This is a genomic window from Collinsella sp. LCP19S3_D3, from assembly GCF_052121455.1.
Classification (GTDB): domain Bacteria; phylum Actinomycetota; class Coriobacteriia; order Coriobacteriales; family Coriobacteriaceae; genus Collinsella.
The window spans coordinates 25,689-44,335 of record NZ_JBQKEF010000007.1; the positions used below are offsets into that span (position 1 = coordinate 25,689).

General features: G+C 61.6%; 17 protein-coding genes. 11 read left to right on the forward strand and 6 right to left on the reverse strand.

Annotated elements, in window-relative coordinates; translation table 11 throughout:
* Nucleotides 1–13 precede the first annotated feature (13 nt).
* Entirely contained in the window at nucleotides 14–1,039 is a 1,026-nt protein-coding gene (nadA, locus tag ACTQXM_RS04190) for a quinolinate synthase NadA (RefSeq protein WP_427747652.1), read from the reverse strand.
* 292 nt (nucleotides 1,040–1,331) lie between these two features.
* Here nadA and ACTQXM_RS04195 point away from each other — a divergent pair, with 292 nt between their 5' ends.
* Together ACTQXM_RS04195 and ACTQXM_RS04200 are read left to right on the forward strand one after the other, a co-directional pair.
* On the forward strand, nucleotides 1,332–2,054 hold the full coding sequence (locus ACTQXM_RS04195) for a LytR/AlgR family response regulator transcription factor (protein WP_441537076.1): 723 nt from the start codon (nucleotides 1,332–1,334) through the stop codon (nucleotides 2,052–2,054).
* On the forward strand, nucleotides 2,054–3,331 hold the full coding sequence (locus ACTQXM_RS04200) for a sensor histidine kinase (protein ID WP_441537077.1): 1,278 nt from the start codon (nucleotides 2,054–2,056) through the stop codon (nucleotides 3,329–3,331). The genes ACTQXM_RS04195 and ACTQXM_RS04200 overlap by 1 nt, the downstream gene beginning before the upstream one ends.
* A gap of 60 nt (nucleotides 3,332–3,391) precedes the next feature.
* Here ACTQXM_RS04200 and ACTQXM_RS04205 read toward each other — a convergent pair whose 3' ends face one another.
* Entirely contained in the window at nucleotides 3,392–3,988 is a 597-nt protein-coding gene (locus ACTQXM_RS04205) for a hypothetical protein (RefSeq protein ID WP_441547610.1), read from the reverse strand.
* Nucleotides 3,989–4,103: 115 nt separating this feature from the next.
* Between ACTQXM_RS04205 and trxA the strand changes: the two genes are divergently transcribed.
* From trxA to ACTQXM_RS04245, 8 genes are all read left to right on the forward strand, one after another.
* Nucleotides 4,104–4,424, forward strand: a complete 321-nt coding sequence (gene trxA, locus ACTQXM_RS04210) for a thioredoxin (RefSeq protein WP_154518161.1) — start codon at nucleotides 4,104–4,106, stop codon at nucleotides 4,422–4,424.
* Between the two features lie 219 nt (nucleotides 4,425–4,643).
* Nucleotides 4,644–4,892 carry a hypothetical protein gene (locus ACTQXM_RS04215; protein WP_006235225.1) on the forward strand — a complete coding sequence of 83 codons (249 nt, stop codon included), beginning with the start codon at nucleotides 4,644–4,646 and terminating at the stop codon, nucleotides 4,890–4,892.
* Nucleotide 4,893: 1 nt separating this feature from the next.
* On the forward strand, nucleotides 4,894–5,400 hold the full coding sequence (gene nikR / locus ACTQXM_RS04220) for a nickel-responsive transcriptional regulator NikR (protein WP_427795236.1): 507 nt from the start codon (nucleotides 4,894–4,896) through the stop codon (nucleotides 5,398–5,400).
* A gap of 117 nt (nucleotides 5,401–5,517) precedes the next feature.
* A complete protein-coding gene (hypF, locus tag ACTQXM_RS04225) occupies nucleotides 5,518–8,175 on the forward strand; it encodes a carbamoyltransferase HypF (protein WP_441537078.1) in 2,658 nt (885 codons plus the stop codon).
* A 134-nt stretch (nucleotides 8,176–8,309) separates the two neighbouring features.
* Complete coding sequence (locus ACTQXM_RS04230) at nucleotides 8,310–8,570, forward strand: HypC/HybG/HupF family hydrogenase formation chaperone (protein WP_441537079.1); 261 nt, start codon at nucleotides 8,310–8,312, stop codon at nucleotides 8,568–8,570.
* On the forward strand, nucleotides 8,570–9,685 hold the full coding sequence (gene hypD / locus ACTQXM_RS04235; RefSeq protein WP_441537080.1) for a hydrogenase formation protein HypD: 1,116 nt from the start codon (nucleotides 8,570–8,572) through the stop codon (nucleotides 9,683–9,685). Before ACTQXM_RS04230 ends, hypD begins: the two co-directional genes overlap by 1 nt.
* Nucleotides 9,686–9,766: 81 nt before the next feature.
* Nucleotides 9,767–10,801, forward strand: coding sequence for a hydrogenase expression/formation protein HypE (hypE, locus tag ACTQXM_RS04240; protein ID WP_441537081.1), 1,035 nt, complete (start codon nucleotides 9,767–9,769; stop codon nucleotides 10,799–10,801).
* 123 nt (nucleotides 10,802–10,924) lie between these two features.
* Nucleotides 10,925–11,593: an HAD family hydrolase gene (locus tag ACTQXM_RS04245; protein ID WP_229770728.1), complete on the forward strand. Its 669-nt coding sequence runs from the start codon at nucleotides 10,925–10,927 to the stop codon at nucleotides 11,591–11,593.
* 147 nt (nucleotides 11,594–11,740) lie between these two features.
* Here ACTQXM_RS04245 and ACTQXM_RS04250 read toward each other — a convergent pair whose 3' ends face one another.
* From ACTQXM_RS04250 to ACTQXM_RS04265, 4 genes are all read right to left on the reverse strand, one after another.
* The gene (locus ACTQXM_RS04250; protein ID WP_441537082.1) at nucleotides 11,741–12,298 is read right to left on the reverse strand and encodes a hypothetical protein; all 558 of its coding nucleotides are present in this window, start codon (nucleotides 12,296–12,298) and stop codon (nucleotides 11,741–11,743) included.
* A 233-nt stretch (nucleotides 12,299–12,531) separates the two neighbouring features.
* Nucleotides 12,532–13,068, reverse strand: a complete 537-nt coding sequence (locus ACTQXM_RS04255) for a PTS sugar transporter subunit IIA (protein ID WP_427719835.1) — start codon at nucleotides 13,066–13,068, stop codon at nucleotides 12,532–12,534.
* A 263-nt stretch (nucleotides 13,069–13,331) separates the two neighbouring features.
* Nucleotides 13,332–14,780 carry a glycoside hydrolase family 1 protein gene (locus ACTQXM_RS04260; RefSeq protein ID WP_441048944.1) on the reverse strand — a complete coding sequence of 483 codons (1,449 nt, stop codon included), beginning with the start codon at nucleotides 14,778–14,780 and terminating at the stop codon, nucleotides 13,332–13,334.
* A 172-nt stretch (nucleotides 14,781–14,952) separates the two neighbouring features.
* Nucleotides 14,953–15,960 (reverse strand): AraC family transcriptional regulator, encoded by a 1,008-nt coding sequence (locus ACTQXM_RS04265; RefSeq protein WP_441063910.1) that lies wholly within the window; start codon nucleotides 15,958–15,960, stop codon nucleotides 14,953–14,955.
* A 116-nt stretch (nucleotides 15,961–16,076) separates the two neighbouring features.
* On the opposite strand from ACTQXM_RS04265, the gene ACTQXM_RS04270 reads away from it, so the two are divergent.
* Complete coding sequence (locus ACTQXM_RS04270) at nucleotides 16,077–18,647, forward strand: glycosyl hydrolase (protein ID WP_441537083.1); 2,571 nt, start codon at nucleotides 16,077–16,079, stop codon at nucleotides 18,645–18,647.

Consider the following 18,647-nt stretch of genomic DNA (forward strand, 5'->3'; position numbering starts at 1 on the left):
ATGTCACATTGGCTTAGCGCGCCGCGTATTCGAGCATGCGGTCGAGCGTGAGCTTGGCCTGGTCGGCGGCCTCATCCGACACGCCGATCTGCACCTCGCCCTCGCCCGTCTCCAGGCAGCGCACGAGCTTTTCGAGCGTGATGAGATCCATGTTGACGCAGGTGGGCTGCACCGCGGGGAAGTAGAACTTTTTGCCGGTGCCCTGGCAGCGCCGCTCGAGCTCGTAGAGCACGCCGCGGACCGTCACGATGATAAACTCGCTCGCGTCCGACTCCTCGGCATACTTGATAATGCCGGCAGTGGAGCCGATGTAGTCGGCCTCGGCCAGGACGTCGGCCTTGCACTCGGGGTGCGCCAGCACGAGCGCATCGGGGTGCGCCTCCTGTGCGTCGACGATCTGCTCGACGGTGATGATGTGATGGCGCGGGCAGTAGCCGTTGTTGAGGATGACGTGCTTTTGGGGCACCTGCTCGGCCACAAAGCGGCCCAGGTTCTGGTCGGGAATGAACAAGATGTGCTGCTGCGGCAGCTCGGAGACGATCTTGACGGCGTTAGAGCTGGTAACGCACACGTCACTCCAGCTCTTGATCTCGACCGTCGAGTTGACGTAACACACCACGGCCAGGTCGTCGCCATATTCGGCGCGCGCCGCGTCGACCGTCTCGTGCTTGACCATGTGCGCCATGGGACAGTCCGCGCCCGGCTCGGGCAGCAGGACGGTCTTGGTGGGATTGAGTAGCTTGGCGCTCTCGCCCATAAACTCCACGCCGCACAGCACGATAGTCTGCTGCGGCAGGCTCTTGGCAAGCTTTGCCAGGTAGAAGCTGTCGCCGACGTAATCGGCCACAGCTTGAACCTCGGGCGCCACATAATAGTGCGCCAGGATCACTGCGTCACGTTGGGTTTTTAGCTGATGAATGGCCTCGACGAGCTCTGCGGGCACCAGTGCCGCGCGCTCCGTTGCCGTCGTTGCCGATGCCAGGCCGGCCGCGATATCGCGTGCAAGCTCCGATGCATCCATGTTCGCGCTCTGTGCCATCAAGGCCCCTCTCTTTTGGCGAATCTTGGGGCTTTAGTATGACACCTGGCTTTACAGCTGACAAGACAGCTGTAAAGCCAGGTGTAAAGTTGGAATAAGGATTCAATTTTGGGGCGGGTCCATTTTCGAACTGGCAAGCTGAGGACAGTCGAGCTCTCGATAGCGCAGGAGGCATCTTTCGCCACCGCAATACTGCTCGGCGCGAGTTGCGCACCGTGGGGCGCAAACGGGGTGTTCCTCCGCGGGCAGTGCGCACCCAATGTGGCAAAATCGAACTACTAAGGGGGCCCGAATGCTCAAGATCATCGCCTGCGACGACGACGTCGCTTTTCTAGATAGACTGCACCGGATGATCGACCGCTGGTCGACCGAGACGGGCACGGCGGTCGACGTTGCACTCGTCACGCGCGGCGAGGGCCTGCTGGCCCGCCATGCCGCATCGCGCGCCGACATCATTCTGCTCGACGTGATCATGCCGCTCGTCAACGGCATGGACACCGCGCGGGAGTTGCGCCAATCCGATACAGCCGTGCGTCTGGTGTTCCTCACCTCATCGCCCGAGTTCGCGCTGGAGTCCTATGAGGTCCGCGCCTTCGACTACCTACTCAAGCCTGTAGCGTACGAACGCCTAGCGCAACTGCTCGACGAGCTTTCGAGCATGCGACCTGACGCGACCGATGAGCTCGTGACCAAAACGTCCTTTGGATACCATGCTCTGCGCCTGTCCGATATCGAATACGCCGAGGCCCGCAACAAGCACGTGGTATTCCACCTGCGCGACGGGCGCGACATCGAAGCGCTCGAGCCGTTCCGCAACATCGAGGACCAGCTGGCCAAAAACGCGAACTTCTTTAAATGTCACCGTAGCTACCAGGTCAACCTGCGCAATATCGACCACTTCAACCGCACGGATATCGTCATGCGCTCGGGCGCTTGCATCCCGCTGGCGCGCAGTTGCAAGCAGGGTTTCCAGGATGCCTACTTTGCGGCACGGTTCGAGAGCGGGAGGCGCTAATGCTCCCCGCGGCCAAGATGGTACTTTGGGCAATCCACCACGCAACGACCCTGCTTTTTGGCGTTTTTGCCTCGGCGGCGCTCTGCGGTATCGAGATCAACCGGCGTCATGCGCTTGAGCTGGTGATGGTCGGCGCCGTAACCGGATGCGCATTCGGCCTCGCCAATGCCGTCGGCGGCGAGCTTTTCGCCCGTCAGGTATATCCGCTCGTCGTGCATCTGCCGCTCGTCATCTACCTGTGCGCGCGCTATCGCCTGAACCCCCTGCTCGTTATGCTGGGCGTCACCAGTGCTTATCTGAGCTGCCAGTTCAGCAACTGGATGGGCATCGCCGCGCTCGCCGCCACCGACTCGCAAATCGCGTACTACGCGGCACGCATTATCACCACGGCCGTCGTCTTTGCAATCCTGCTGCATTGGGCCAGCGACATCGGTCCGCGCCTGGCGGTTAAAACCCCCACCGAGCTCGAGATTCTGCTCATCCTGCCGCTCGTCTATTACATCTTTGACTACGCCACCAACGTCTACACCACGCTCTTCCACTCGGGCTCCGTGGTGACGGTTGAGTTTTTGGCGTTTGCGCTTTGCGCGTTCTACCTCATGTTTCTTACTGTGTATCTGCGCGAATACGAGGCAAAGGAAATCGCCGAGCGCGAGCGCTGGATGCTCGCGACCCGCGACAGCGCAGCCATCAAGGAGCTCGAGGCCTGGCGCCAATCTGGACGTGAGCTTTCGGTTCTCCGCCACGACATGCGGCACTTCCTGCGCGGCCTTGCGGCTTTGATCGAGGAGGGCCGCATCGACGAGGCGCTCGAGCGCATCGACGAGCTCTGCGAGACAAACGACCGCACCGCTGTGCGCCGCTACTGCGCCAACGACACGGTCAATATCGTGCTTTCGTCATTTAGCTCCGATATCAACCGAAACGGCATCAGCGCCGATTTGCGCGCCGCCGTGCCCGAGAGCGTCCATGTAGCCGACGTCGATCTGTTTAGCGTACTCTCAAACGCCCTGGACAACGCCATCGTCGCCGCAAGCGCCGCTCCCCAGGGCAAGCGATTTGTCGATCTGGACCTGCGTTGCGAGGACGGACAACTGCTACTTTTGGTTTCCAACACGTTTGGGCGCCCGCCGCGCATGGTCGACGGCATGCCCGTGGCCGAGCACACCGGACACGGCTTTGGGACCAGGAGCATTAAGCTTGCCGTCGAGCGCATGAACGGCAACTGCCAGTTTCGCATTCACGGCGATCGGTTTGAGTTTCGCGCAGTGATGTAAGGGCGCGACAAGTCGGCGCCGCGCTCGACCCATCAGGACCGCCTTGCCGGCGCCAGTCCGCTACAGCGGCGCGGCGGCCGGGGTCAGCTGCTTGATGTAGGCCCACATGCGCTGCTTGGCGGCCTTGTCGGTCAGCGCGGCCTCAAAGCCGTCGAGCGCGAGTACGCGACGACCCTGCACGTGGGCGACCAAGCCGGGCTTGAGCATGGCGGTATCAAAGTCGTCGATCGCCACGAGCATGTCTGCGTAGGTCTCGCGCATGGTATCGGCCGCGCGATCGTCCAGCAGCAGGACCGCCTCGGGATCCAAGGCCTCGAGCGCCTCGCGGAACAGCTCGCACGGCAGGTCCTCGCCTATCGCAACCGCCCCGTCGCCCGCGCCGGCAACACTTGCCAGCACGCAGAAATCCTCGGGCGCGTAACCGATGGCGCCGAGCGCCTTACGCAACGCGGCGCCGTCTGGACCGGCAGCCAGCTCGCCACCCGCACGCTCGGCATCGTCTAAATCTCCTTTTACCAGTACAATCGGCGAGCACGCGTTGCCCGCGATACGCACGCCGCGGCCCGCGAGCGATGCGAGCTCCTGCTCAGTCGCCTGGGCGATGGCTTCTTTTTTCTGGCTTTGTGACGTGGGCATGCGCTCTCCAATCGTTTGCATGCCCACCATTATATAAAAGAGCCGCCCGCGAGTGGTTGCATTGCGGGCCGTTGGGTATAAGCACGGTCGTACTGAGTTTTACGCGGCCGAGCCGCGTCGCACTATGGAGGTCACCATGGCTGACATTAAGCAAATTACCCCCGAGAATTTCGATTCCGTCGTTAACGGCAGCCTTCCCGTGCTGGTTGATTTTTGGGCACCGTGGTGCGGTCCCTGCCGTTCGCTCTCGCCTATTGTTGACGAAGTGGCCGACGAGCTGGCCGGCAAGATTACCGTCGCCAAATGCAACGTCGACGACAATCAGGACCTGGCCATGAAGTTTGGCGTTATGAGCATCCCCACGCTGGTTGTCTTTAAGAACGGTGAGGAAATCGACCGCTCCGTCGGTGCGCTGCCCAAGGCTAGGCTGCAGGCGCTGCTTGAGAAGCACCTGTAATACGCCGGTCATGTGTTGCCGTCCATGAGTGGTTTTGTGCCGCTCGCCGGAGAGCCGGGTGTTGCGCCCGCGACCACGGATAGTATGGTAATCACAAACAGCCCCCAGTGAACGGGTGCGGGTCAGACGGACTCGCACCCGTTTTCTTATGCGGCGATGCGTAAAGCGGGCGTAGTAGAATCTGAACCACTGATTAGACCCGTACAAAAGGAGATTCCCATGCATGACGTCGGAATGAACATGAGCCAGCTTGCCATGAGCGTCAAGCAGGTCGACGACACCATTGAGCTCGCTCACGAGTGGAGCCATCAGCTGCTGCATGCGACCGAGAACTTTGACATGGAGCGCATTGGCGCCAAGCTCGAGGCCGCCATGGCGGCGCTCCACGAGGCGCACGATGCGCTCGAGGGCTACGAGGAGGCCATCGAGGCAGATCACAACTCCGTTGGCTCCGTAAAGCTGGTGTAGCGTGGCCGAGCACGAGCACGCCTGCGAGCACGAGCATCCGCACGGGCCGACCGGCGACGTGGGCTGCCGTTGCAGCGGCTCCGCCTCCGAGCTGGTCCGTTTTTCGGTCACCGCTCCCGACGACCTGTTGCGCCGCTTTGACGAGCAAATCGCGCGCCGCGGCGACGTTGCCAACCGCTCCGAGGCCGTGCGCGACCTGATTCGCGCCTCGATCGCCAAGGAGCAGATGCGAACGCCCGACGAGCAGGTCATCGGGTCGCTCACCATGATCTATGACCACCATACCGGCGATCTGACGCGCCGTCTGGACGAGGTGCAGCACGACTACACCGACGAGATTGTCTCGACCATGCACGTGCATCTGGACCACCACAACTGCTTGGAGATTCTGGCTCTTAAGGGTCGCGGCGAGCGTGTCTACGAGCTGGCCGACCGTCTGCTGGGCCTGCGCGGCGTTAAACACGGCGAGCTCACCTGCGCCGCCACCGAGCAGAGCCTGGGGCTGTAGCGGGATTTCCCGCAGCGCACCTGCCAAAAAGGGACAGGTTTGTTTTGGCAGGTTTAACGTTTTACCTACCAAAATAAACCTGTCCCTTTTTGGCAGGTCTCGATGAAGGAAGGTCGCATGCGGCATGTGCATATTCATGTGACGGGCATTGTGCAGGGCGTTGGCATGCGGCCATTTGTGTATCGCGAGGCCATGGCGCACGGCATTTGCGGCTGGGTGCTTAACGCGGGCGATGGCGTGCATATCGAGGCGCACGCCCTAAGCGAGGAGCTCGACGAATTTGTCGCCGCGCTTTCCGAGCATGCGCCTGCGGCGGCTCGTGTGGAGCATGTCGAGGTTATGGACCTAGCGCCCGGCGACTGGGACGCCGCCAACGAGCGGGGCTTTCGCATTGTGGCATCGCAGGATCAAACCGCCCACACGACGCTCGTCTCGCCCGACATCGCCACGTGCGACGACTGCCTACACGAGCTGTTCGACCCCTCCGACCGACGCTTTCACTATCCCTTTATCAACTGCACCAACTGCGGACCGCGCTTTACCATCATCCGGTCGCTGCCCTATGACCGAGCGGCCACCTCGATGGATTGCTTTCCTATGTGCCCCACCTGTGCCGCAGAGTATGGCGACCCGCTTGACCGGCGGTTTCACGCGCAGCCCGATGCCTGCTTTGATTGCGGGCCGCACATTACGTGGCGCGAGGCCGGCGAAGCCGCCGCGTCGCTGACCGTCGGCACCACGCGCAAGACCAGCGACGCCATTATCGACCGCTGTGTTGAGCTGTTGGCCAACGGCGGTATCGTCGCCATCAAGGGTCTGGGCGGATTTCACTTGGTATGCGACGCCTCCAACGAGAAGACGGTAGCCGAGCTGCGCCGTCGCAAGCGCCGCAGCAACAAGCCGCTTGCCGTTATGGTGCGCGGCCTTGCCGATACTGAACGCCTGTGCCATGTCAACATCGTTGAGCGCGGCCTGCTGGCCGGCAGCATTCGCCCCATCGTGCTGCTGCGCCGACGTGCCGTTTGCGAGAGCGGCGGCTCCCCCAACGCGCTCGCGCCGTCCGTCGCGCACAACCTTCCTGAGCTTGGCGTTATGCTCCCCTACACCCCGCTTCAGCATCTGTTGCTTGCCGCGGCAGAAGCCCGCGGTATGCACGCGCTCGTCATGACCAGCGGAAACCTGAGCGAAGAACCTATCGAGACCGATGATGCCCTTGCATGGGAGCACCTTGTTGCCGCCGGCATCGCTGACGCGCTACTTGGCAACGACCGTGCGATTCTCTCGCGCTACGATGATTCCGTGGTGCGCGTGGTCGGTGGGGTCGCCATGCCCGTTCGCCGCGCTCGCGGATATGCACCCCAGCCGCTGCCGTTGCCGGCGCTCGACGGCGCTCCGTCCTGCGTGCTCGCCTGCGGGCCACAACAAAAGGCCACGATTGCGCTCACGCGTGAAGGGACGAACGGCGAGGCAACCTGTTTTGTGTCGCAGCATATCGGCGATGTTGAAAACGGCGGGACCTTCGATGCCTGGAACGCCGCGCGAACGCGCTTGGAAGATCTCTTTGACTTGGCGCCCGCCGCCTTGGCCTGCGATCTACACCCCAGCTATCTGTCGAGCCAATGGGCGCGCGAGCAGGCGCGAAAATGCAATCTGCCGCTCGTCGAGGTGCAGCACCATCATGCGCACATCGCGAGCGTAATGGCAGAGGCTATCGCCGCGGGCCAGCTTACAACCGACGCGCGCGTCCTTGGCATCGCCTTTGACGGCACCGGCGCCGGCGCCGATGGGACCATTTGGGGCGGCGAGTTTCTTGTTGCCAGCCTTGGCGGCTTTGAGCGCGCCGCGCATTTGCGCACCTGGACGCTCCCCGGCGGGGCGGCCTCCGTGCACGACGCCCGCCGCAACGCCTTTGCTCTGCTCAGTGAGCTCGGCCTGCTTGAACATCCGGGGGCCGAGCGGCTCTTGGACGGCCTAGACGAGCAAACACGCAGCGTGACGGCAACGATGATCGAGCGGAACATCAACAGCCCACGCACGAGCAGTATGGGGCGTCTCTTTGACGCCGCCGCTGCAGTTTTGGGCATTTGCGGGCAGGCAACCTACGAAGGCGAGCCCGCCATCGAACTCGAAGCCGCCGCCTGGCGCGCGCTCGGCAGCAAAATTACCCATGTTCCCGGCGATAAAGACGGCTGTTCCGCATCTGACCCATTGCGACTGGACAGTTTGTTCAGATTTGTATTAAAAACGGACCCTCTAACCAACGGTTTTGGCTCAGGTTACCCCGAAGAGGGCTCTCCAGGCACCTCATTTGCGGTTAATTCACCCGCCGGATACCCCAAATCAACCCATTCGGGGCCCTCGCAGACGATCTATACCACCCATTACCACTCTAAAAAGTACAAATCTGAACTAACTGTCCAAGCTACCTCGAGCAGGTCTCTCGTCCTGAGCCCCAGCTCACTTTTTGCGGCGCTTTTGGAGGGAACCAGAGCCAGTGTGCCCGCCGACAGGCTCGCACTCGACTTCCATGTCGCCGTCGCGCGCTCCTCGGCACGCATCGCCAGCGAGATCTGCGCGTGCGAGGGCATCGACACCGTCGCGCTCTCGGGCGGCGTGTTCATGAACCGACTTCTGCTCCAGCTCCTCACCCGCGAGCTCAAAAGCGCAGGTCTTACTGTCCTTATCCCCCATACCGTGCCCGTCAATGACGGCTGCATCGCCTACGGTCAGGCGGCGGTCGCAAGCGCTCGTCTTGCGCAGATCGCATCGCAGTAGCTCGCTCTCGCACACCGCTGTGCCCAGCCGTCTCACAGGCGTAACGCGTTTGCCCGCGAACCCCGCGAGCGCTACCATCAACTGATGGATTATCGAGCGCCTATCCAGCGCAAAACGTATAAAAGGGGAACAATATGTGCCTTGCCGTCCCCGGTAAAGTAGTCAAACGCGACGACGTCCTCAAGGCCACCGTCGATATGATGGGCGTCGAGCGTCCGGTGTCGCTGCGACTCGTGCCGACGGCGCAGGTTGGCGACTATATTCTCGTGCACGCCGGCTTTGGCATCCAAATCGTCGACGAGCAGGAAGCGCAAGAAACGCTCGAGCTCGTTAACGCCATGACCGAACTGGCCGAAGAAGACCAACTGGCCAGCAATCCGGCCGAGGCATACTAGTGGCGGCCGGACAGCCGGTGCGCTCCGGTATCGACTTTTCGGCATTTCGCGACCCCAAGCTGGCTCGCGAGCTCATCGAACGCATTCGCGGTCTTGTCGGCAACCGTACCATCAACCTTATGGAAGTCTGCGGCACGCACACCGTGAGCATCGGCCGCTATGGCTTTCGCTCCATTATGCCGGCCGGGCTCAAGCTGCTGAGCGGCCCGGGCTGCCCCGTCTGCGTTACCGCCAACCGTGACATCGACCACGCGATCGCGCTCGCCAACATAGACGGCGCCATCATCACCACCTTTGGCGACATGATGCGCGTGCCCGGATCGTCCACCTCGCTCGCAGCGCAAAAGGCGGCAGGGCGCGATATCCGCGTCGTCTACTCTCCGCTCGACGCACTCGACATTGCCGAGCAAAATCCCGAACGCCCGGTCATCTTTATGGGCGTCGGCTTTGAGACCACAACGCCCACCATCGCCGCTGCCATCTTGGAGGCCGAGACGCGCGGGCTTTTGAACTTTTCGGTCTATTGCGCCCACAAGACCACGCCGCCGGCGTTGCGCGCCATCGCCAACGATCCCGAGACCGCCATCGACGGCTTTATCCTGCCGGGCCACGTCGCCACCATCACGGGCTTGGCGCCCTTTAGCTTTTTGGTCGACGAGTTCGATACCCCGGGCGTGGTCACGGGATTTGAACCGGTCGATATTCTGCAAGGCATCTGCATGCTGGTCCAGATGGTTGTCGAGGACAGGCCTACGATTGGCAACGCCTACCGCCGTGGCGTCAACGCAGGCGGCAACCCCGTGGCGCGACAGCTGGTCGAGCAGGTGTTTGAGCCATGCGACACCACATGGCGCGGGCTGGGGCCGATTGCCAGCTCGGGCCTTTCCATCCGCCCCGAGTTCTCGCGCTTTGATGCCCGTACCCGCTTTGACGTGCCCGTTGAGGCGACGGTCGAGCCGCGTGGGTGCCGCTGCGGCGACGTGCTGCGCGGGGCCATTACGCCGAGCGACTGCCCGCTCTTTGGCCGCACCTGCACGCCCGAGCACCCCGTCGGCCCGTGCATGGTGAGCTCCGAAGGCAGCTGCGCGGCGTACTACCGCTACCGCGACTATTAGGTTCCGCCGTTCTAACGAGCGGCGGACTGGTCGACGCTGCGCCTCACCCATATAATTCCACCCACGATTGGAGTTTTGGATATGTCCCATAGCATCACCGATAGCACCGTCCTTTTGGGCCATGGCTCCGGCGGTCAGATGATGAAACGCATCATCGATGAGGTCTTTTTGGATGCCTTTGGGACGCCCGAGTTGCTCGAAGGCAACGACGCCGGCGTCGCCGCGCTGCCCGCGAGCGGGCGCATCGCCATGTCGACCGACAGCTTTGTAGTCTCGCCGCAGTTCTTCCCCGGTGGCAACATCGGCCGTCTCGCCGTGTGCGGAACCGTCAACGATGTCGCGACCTCGGGCGCCAACGTGCGCTACCTATCGTGCGGTTTTATCCTCGAAGAGGGCTATCCCATGGATAAGCTCCGCCAGATTGTGCAGACGATGGCCGAGACGGCGCGCGAGGCGGGCGTGTCCATAATCACGGGCGACACCAAGGTGGTCGAGCGCGGCGGGGCCGACGGCGTCTACATCAATACCGCCGGCGTGGGCGAGGTTCCCACGGGCGTGGCGCTCAGCGGCGCCAACTGCCGCCCCGGCGACGTTATCCTGGTGTCAGGCACACTCGGCGACCACGGGATCGCCATCATGAGCCAACGCGAGGGCCTGGCATTTTCGAGCACGATCGAAAGCGATGCCGCGCCGCTCAACCACCTGATTGCCGACGTTTTGGCCGCAGCGCCCGGCACGCGCTGTTTCCGCGACCCCACGCGCGGTGGACTGGCGTCCACACTCAACGAGTTTGCCCAGGCCAGCGGTGTTGCCATGGAGATCGACGAGGATGCCGTGCCCGTGCGCCCCGACGTGCAGGCCGCATGTGAGATGCTCGGCTACGATGTGCTGCAGGTGGCAAACGAGGGCAAGATGGTTGCCGTGGTGCCGGCCGAGCAAGCCGATGCCGCGCTGAGCGCCATGCGCGCCGCCCGCTACGGCGAGAATGCCGCCATCATCGGTCGCGTGCTGCCGCTTGGATCGGACGCCCGTCCCGCCGTGCGCGTGCGCACCGGCTGGGGCTCGACCCGCATCCTCGACATGCTCGTGGGAGAGCAGCTGCCAAGGATTTGCTAGGGCGGAATCGCATGGTCGGCGTGATGTCACCTGATATCCCTGGAGATGTTCAGATTCCAAGCACGCCCACGCGGAAGCCCAGTATTATGGGGTGCGTTTTAAAACCCAATGACGGGAGCTTTCATGGCAGCAGCTTTTTCCCATGTGATCTTTGATCTGGACGGCACCATCCTCAACACGCTCGAGGACCTGGCAGCCGCCGGCAACCATACCTGCGAGGCGCATGGCTGGCCTACATTTGCCGTTGACGAGTATCGCTACAAGGTGGGAAACGGCATGCTCAAGCTGGTTGAGCGCTTTATGCCCGCCGAGTACGCGGGCGACGGCCGTATGTTTGAGCAGACGCTTGCCGAGTTTAGGGCTTATTACGGCGAGCACAAGGAGGACCACACCGCCCCCTATGCCGGCACGATCGAGATGCTCGACCGCTTGCGTGCCGCGGGTGTGCAGCTTGCCGTGCTCACTAACAAGGACCACGTCTCGGCGGCCCCGCTTATCGAGAAGTATTTTGGTTCCGAGCGCTTTGCGCTGGTACAGGGCCGTGTCGATGCGTTTCCGCCCAAGCCCGAAGCACCCGTCACGCTGCATGTGATGGAAGAGCTGGGCGCCGACCCGGCGACCACGCTCTACGTAGGCGATTCCAATGTCGATATCCTGACCGGCCACAACGCCGGTCTTAAGAGCGCAGGCGTCAGCTGGGGCTTCCGCGGCCGCGCAGAGCTGGAAGCCGCCGGCGCCGACTACGTGGTGGACAGCCAGGCAGAGCTCGCGGCGCTGGTGCTGGGCGAGTAGCGAGCGGGCACCAGAGCGAACAAATTGGCATGAAAAGAGGACGGCATAGACCTTCTGGTCATGCCGTCCTCTTTGAATGACAAGTTGTCGCTCTGGTGCCCACGCAGCGTCGAGCAGTTGCGGCGTTTGGTAAAACGCCGCAACGAACTAGTTCATCATCGCATTCATCATCTCGGTGGTTGCGGAATCATCGGCAGACCACTCGTTATCCTCGTTGGCAGAATACTTAAAGGTGACCTTGGTGTCCTTGGTCTTAGCGGCCTTGGTCACGTCGACCATCACCTGGCCGGCCATCTTGTACAGCTCGTCCTCGGAAGGCATCGTATCGAGTGCGGCGATCTTCTCCTGATACTGGGTGGCGAAATCTTCGACGATCTTGTTCATGGACTTGCAGGTGATGGTGACCTCGGCGGTCGCGGTGCCCTTGTCCTCATCGACCGTCACATCACCGATCTTGTAATCAAAACCCTCGAGATAGCTCTTGGCATACTCCTCGGAATCGATGCCCAGCTGCTCAAACTCGTCGCCCGAAGCCTCTTCCAGGCCGGAGAGGAAATCATCGCCGCCGTTCTTGATCTCGTCAAACTGACTCGTAAGGTCGTTGGTGATGAGCTCCTCCACCGAAGGCCCTCCGCAGCCGGAAAGCAAAACCACGCACGCGACCAGGGCAGCCATCAGGGGCGCAAGCAGCAGCTTCTTTTTCATGACATTCCTCCAAACAAGCGGCGCTGCGTTTCCCGCGCAGCGCACGTCGTAACAGTAGGTCCATATTAGCGGCTCCGTTCAACCCCCTACGTCGCAAAAGCGTGGGCGGCTCAATTTGACGAGTGAATGGCCCATAAAGCAAGCCCCCTGCAATAAAATGCGCCTGCTCGGCCTATTAAAAAAGGGTGGCCGGATAACCCGACCACCCTTGTGCATCTTCTGGATGCCGCAGACTACTTGCGGACGACCTTAACGATGGCGTCACCGGCGGCGACGGCAGACTCGGCCTCGACGGCGAGCTCGACATCGGCAAACTCGGCGGTGTTGGACACGGCCACGACGACGCAGTCCTTGTAACCGGCGGCAGCGATCTTGGCGCGGTCGATCTTGAGCAAGGGCTGGCCGGCCTTCACGACGTCGTCGGCCTTGACGAAGCCCTCGAAGCCGTCGCCATTCATGTTGACGGTATCGACGCCAACGTGCACCAGAACCTCGATGCCGCTATCGGACTGCAGGCCCACGGCGTGACCCATGGTGACGGTCACCTTGCCGTCGCAGGGAGCGTAGACCAGGTCGTCCTCGGGCCACACGGCGCAGCCCTTGCCCAAAACCTCGCCAGCAAAGACGGGATCGGGCACGTCGGCCATCTTGATGACCTTGCCCTTGACGGGCGAACACAGCACGTCGGCGCCGGCAGAAGCAGAAATGGAGGCCGGAGCAGCGGCAGCCACGGGCTCAGCCTTCTTCTTGAACATATCAAACAGACCCATACGTTTTCTCCTCTTGATTAAGCGCAACGTTATGCGCATACCTATGGTGATTATAGTGCCAAATGGCCAAAATGCTAAGGCGAGGGCCCGAATCACAAGCCCTTCCAAGCCCTTCCAAAACCTTTTCCCATGGGCACTCATATTGTCGATTAAGCCTCGATAAGCCCCGGGTGAACAAAAGCGTTCCAGATGCCGTCGTCATCGACGTAGGTGGTCACGTAGTCGGCGGCCGGTCCGGCGTGCGGCGGAACGCCGGGGCTCAATTATTCCAAGCCCTCGGTGCCGTTGGACTTGATGATCTTCTGGTATGCGAAGAAGCTGTCCTTGCGGCGGCGCTCGTAGGTACCGGTGCCGTCGTCGTACTTATCGACGTGGATGAAGCCGTAGCGCTTGCGCATCTCGCCAGTGCCGGCGGAAACCAGGTCGATGGGACCCCACCAGGTGTAGGCTATCAGGTCAACGCCATCGGCAATGGCCTCGCCCATGGCCTTGATGTGGCTCTGCAGGTAGGCGATGCGATACGGGTCATGGATGGAGCCGTCCTCCTCGACCTCGTCGTAGGCGCCCATGCCGTTCTCGACCACCATCAGCGGAATCTCGTAGCGGGCGTAAATCTCGTTGAGGGCGATGCGCAGGCCCAGCGGATCGATCTGCCAGCCCCAGTCGGTGGACTCCAGATAGGGATTCTTGCCGCCAAAGGTCATGTTGCCCTCGGTCATCTCGTGATCCTTGTGGGTGCCCACGGTGCCGGACATGTAGTAGCTAAAGGTGTAGAAATCAACCTTGCCGTCGGCGATATCCTGCAGGTCGCCGTCCTCCATCACGAGCTCGACATCGTTCTCGGCCCAGAAGCGCTTGGCATAGAACGGGTACTTGCCGCGCACCTGCACGTCGGAGCAGTACCAGTTCATGGTATTCATCTCCTGCTGCGTGGCGAAAACGTCGGCCGGATCGCACGTGGCGGCGTAGGAAAGGATGAAGCAGTCCATGTTGCCCATCTTAAACTGCGGGTAATGTTCATGGGCATAGCGCACGACGCGGCCGCTGGCGACAAACTGGTGATGCAACGCCTGCATACGAGCCTGCGGCGTGGTGTGGACCGCCGACGCCGGACCCTCAAAGCCCTGAATCATGCTGGTCTCAAAGAGGTTGCCCATGTCCTGAGTACCGCAGTTGATCTCGTTGAAGGTGAGCCAGAACTTGACCTTGTCCTGATAGCGGTCGAAGACGGTCTGGCAGTACTTCTCAAAGAAGCCGATGAGCTCGCGGCTCGCCCAGCCGTTGTATTTCTCGACCAGGTGATAGGGCATCTCGTAGTGCGAGAGGGTCACGAGCGGCTCGATATTGTGGGCGCGCAGGCAGTCGAAGACGCGGTCGTAGAAGGCGAGGCCGGCCTCGTTGGGCTCAGCGTCGTCGCCGTTGGGAAAGATACGGCTCCAAGAGATGGACATGCGGAACATATTGAAGCCCATCTCGGCGAACAGCGCGATATCCTCCTCGTAGTGGTGGTAGAAATCGATACCGTCATGATTGGGGTAGAAGCGGTTGGGGTCGATATCGATCGTAATCTGACGCGGCTCCTTGTAGCTGCCGCCCAAGAAATGGTCGTCGACGGAAGGACCGCGGCCGTCCACGTTCCAAGCGCCCTCAAACTGGTTGGCAGCGGTGGCGCCGCCCCAATAGAATCCCTCGGGGAACTTGATGTTTGCCATGAGCATCTCCTTTGCATCGTGGGTCGATAAGCCGAGTATCGCCCACGCGCGGGACGGGCAGAAGCGGGCGCACCAAACCCGACACTTCTTTTCGCCCTTGCGCCCCGTCACCGCCCCGCCCCTGACACTTCCTGATACCTGCCAAAAAGGGACAGGTTTATTTTGGCAGGTTTTATCTGGGCAAACGCCGGCGGTAGACGGCCGGCGTGCAGCCATAGCGCTCGGCAAACTTTTTGTAGAAGAAGCTCATGTTGGCGTAGCCGGCCTCGCGCGCCGCGGTTTCGGCAGTGGCGCCGGCGTCGAGCAATGTTGCCGCGCGTTCCAGGCGGCTCTCCTGCACGAGCTGCATAAACGTGCGGCCCGTCTGCCGTTTGAGCAGCGCGCTTGCATAGTTGGGACTCAGATGCAGGTGGCGAGCTACGTCCTCGAGCGTACAATCGCAGGCATGGCGCTCGATGTAGCTCACGGCGGCCGCGACCTGCGCCGAAGGCAGCGTGGGCATGTCCGCCTGCAGCAGCGATGTCTCATAGCTTTGCATAAGTTCGACCAGCAGCAACTCAAACAGCCTCGACACGATCTGGGGACTCGCCGCCGTCGGCTCCAGAAGTTCGCACAGCATCTCCTGCATATATCGGCGCACGCGGCGGCTGTTGCCCGTGCGAAAATGCACATGACCGCGGTGGTCGGTTTCGTCATTGAGGGCATTAATGAGGAACTGCGAGACGGCGCTTGACGGCGACAGGCTCTGCTCTAGGCTGCGGTGCAACATCACCCGCGAGATGACGATGCTCAGCATAATGTCATGCTCGCCGAGCTCGCCTACGGCATGCGGACAGGCCGCGTCGAGCAAGAGCACCTCGTTTTGGGCAAGCGTGAGCCGTGCGCCGTTGACGACCTGCGGCGCATGCCCTCGATAGACATAGCTGATTTCGACATAATTGTGCACATGCTCCGGCACGGGGTTAAAGCGCGAGTTGCGCACGATTGACAGGCCCTCAGGCATGCCTTCTTGGTGCAGGGCTCGCGTCGGGTCACCGATTTTATGGATATGTTTTTCACCGATATTCTGCTGATGACCCGAGCTGAACGCATCGTTCCAGTCATAGCGGGTGCCTGCGCAGTAAGCGCGCTCGCTGTCGGTCAGCTTGAGCAAAAGATTGTCCAAACGCGCGATATCCATATCGCCACCATCATTGATTTGGTCATATTCTGCCGTGGTTTTGATATTAGCAGGAGTGTGCGCGCGACGTACTCTGACTTCAATCGATTTAAAAGGTTTGTTTTAGAGGAGTGGATATGGCGGCATACGACAACCATGTGCTTCCGTTCTTGTGGCTCAAGGGCGAGGCGCGCGAGACGATTACCGAATACTTAGAGCAGATTGCCGGGGCGGACATCCACGAGGTCTGCCTCGAATCGCGCACGCATCCCGAGTTTTGTCGCGACGGCTGGTGGTCCGACCTGCGTTTTATCATTGGCGAGTGCAAGCGCCTGGACTTGAAGATCTGGCTGCTCGATGATGCCCACTTTCCCACGGGCTACGCCAACGGCGCGCTTGCAGGCGAGGATGTAGACCCCGCGCTCAAAAAGACCGTGCTTAAGCATCACACGGTAACGGTCGTCGGTCCCCAGCCGTCCACGACCATTAAGCTCGGCAATCTTATGGATCCCACGGAGCACTTTGTGGGCACGGCGACTTTCGACGCAGCCGGTGCACCGCTCGACCTTGAGCTCGCCGTTGAACAGACCGAGGACGGCACTCCCGTCCGCCTGCGCTTTGACGCTCCTGCCGGCATCACCACCCTCGAGCTCTACGTCACCAGCCAAAAGACCGGCTTTCGCGATGAGTACATCAACATGGTCGACGCCGATTCGTGCCGTATGCTCATCAACGCCGTCTACGAACCCACGTTTGAACATCTGGGCGACGAGTTCGGCAAGACCATTCTGGGCTTCTTTACCGATGAACCGGGCTTTATGAACGAGAAGGGTGCGACCCTCGAAGACGCTTCCACCAGCAGCTTTATTGGACGCGGCGATATGGCACTGCCCTGGTCGGATGAACTTGCCCGCCGCTTGCACGAGGAGTTGAGCGCGAGCTGGCTTGCCGAGCTCCGCGGCCTTTGGACGCGCGACCCCGCCGGCGCTCGGGTCCGCCACACTTACATGGACATCGCCACGCAACTCTACCGCGCGTGCTTTGGCGAGCAGATTGGTGACTGGTGCCGCAAGCGCGGCGTCATGCACATCGGACATGTGATTGAGGACAAGAGTTGCCACACGCGCCTGGGCCAGGGCGCCGGACACTACTTCCGCGCGGTCGCCGGGCAGGATATGGCGGGCATCGACGTTGTCATCAACCAACTTGCCCCCGGCGTCGACCACGGACGTTACAGCTACTTCCACGGCGCGTGGAACATGGAGTTCTTTACCTACGCGCTCGCCAAGTTGGGCTCTTCGGCCGCACGCCTCGACCCCAAAAAGCAGGGGCGCTGCATGGCCGAGGTCTTTGGCGCCTTCGGCTGGCACGAGGGCTTGCGCGAGATGAAATGGATCGCCGACCACATGCTCGTCCGCGGTATTAACTGGTTTACGCCGCACGCGTTTAGCATGGCGCCCTTCCCCGATTGGGACTGCCCGCCGCACTTTTACGCACACGGCAACAATCCGCAATGGCCGCACTTTGGCCAGCTCATGAGCTATATGAACCGTACGGCAACGCTGCTTTCAGGAGGCTATGCCATGCGCCCCGTTGCCATCCTGTACCATGCCGATGCCGAATGGGCCGGCAACGCCATGCCTATCGAGCGCGTGGCGGCAGAGCTCACGCGCGCGCAGATCGACTTTGATTTTGTGCCCGCCGAGGCTTTTGAGGATGAGGACCGTTACGAGGTTTCGATTGCCGACGGATTGCTTACCGTAAACGATTGTCGTTACCAGGCGTTTGTTATGCCAGGAGCTTCATTTATTGGCGCTGCGACGGCGGAGGCAGTGAGACGCATGGCGGATGCAGGCGTTATGGTGCTTGCCGTCGACGAGGTGCCCGGCACATTCTACGATACCGATGGCGCGATCGAGCTGGGAGGGCTCGTCGCAACGCCGCTCGCCGATGTCGACCGCGCGCTTGCAAGCGCGGGACTGCAGACCGTTGTGCCTGACACACCGCAGCCTTGGCTACGCGCACTTCGCTACGAGCGGGTGGGCGAGACCTACGTTATGCTCGTCAACGAACACCCACGCGAGCGCATCGACTGCACGGTTGCACTTGCGACAGGCGAGCGCCTTTGCGGCACGCGGCTCGACCTGCTAAACGGCGCCGGGCCCGTTGCGTTTGACGGTGCGTTGGAGCTCGCACCCTTCGAGAGCTGCATCGTTGTTTTGGAAACGAGCAGCGAGAATGCGCCTGGAGACGGCGCAATCGACGCTGACACGTCGCTCCGCCTGCGCATCGAAGGCCCATGGACCGTCGCCCTCTCTCCTGCCGGCAGCAATGGCGCCTTTGGTGAATCACAAAAGCTCAAGCACCTGTGCGACCTTACAGCCGATCTGTTCACCGGCACCTGCGGTACCTACCGATATCATGCGTCGTTTGAGCTGGCCAACGATTGCGCCGACGCCACAATCGACCTGGGAGACGTCTACGAAACCGCGACGCTCACGCTCGATGGACGCCCGCTCGGCACACGCATCTGCCCGCCCTATCGTTTTGCCGCCGGCGCACTCTCCGCCGGTGCGCATGAGCTCACGATCGACGTCATCAACACGCTCGACCATGCGATCCCCGACATTTTCGCCCTCACCGAGCCCGTCGCCCCCAGCGGCATCCTCGGCCCCGTTACCCTTTGCGGGCAAAACCTGCCAAAATAA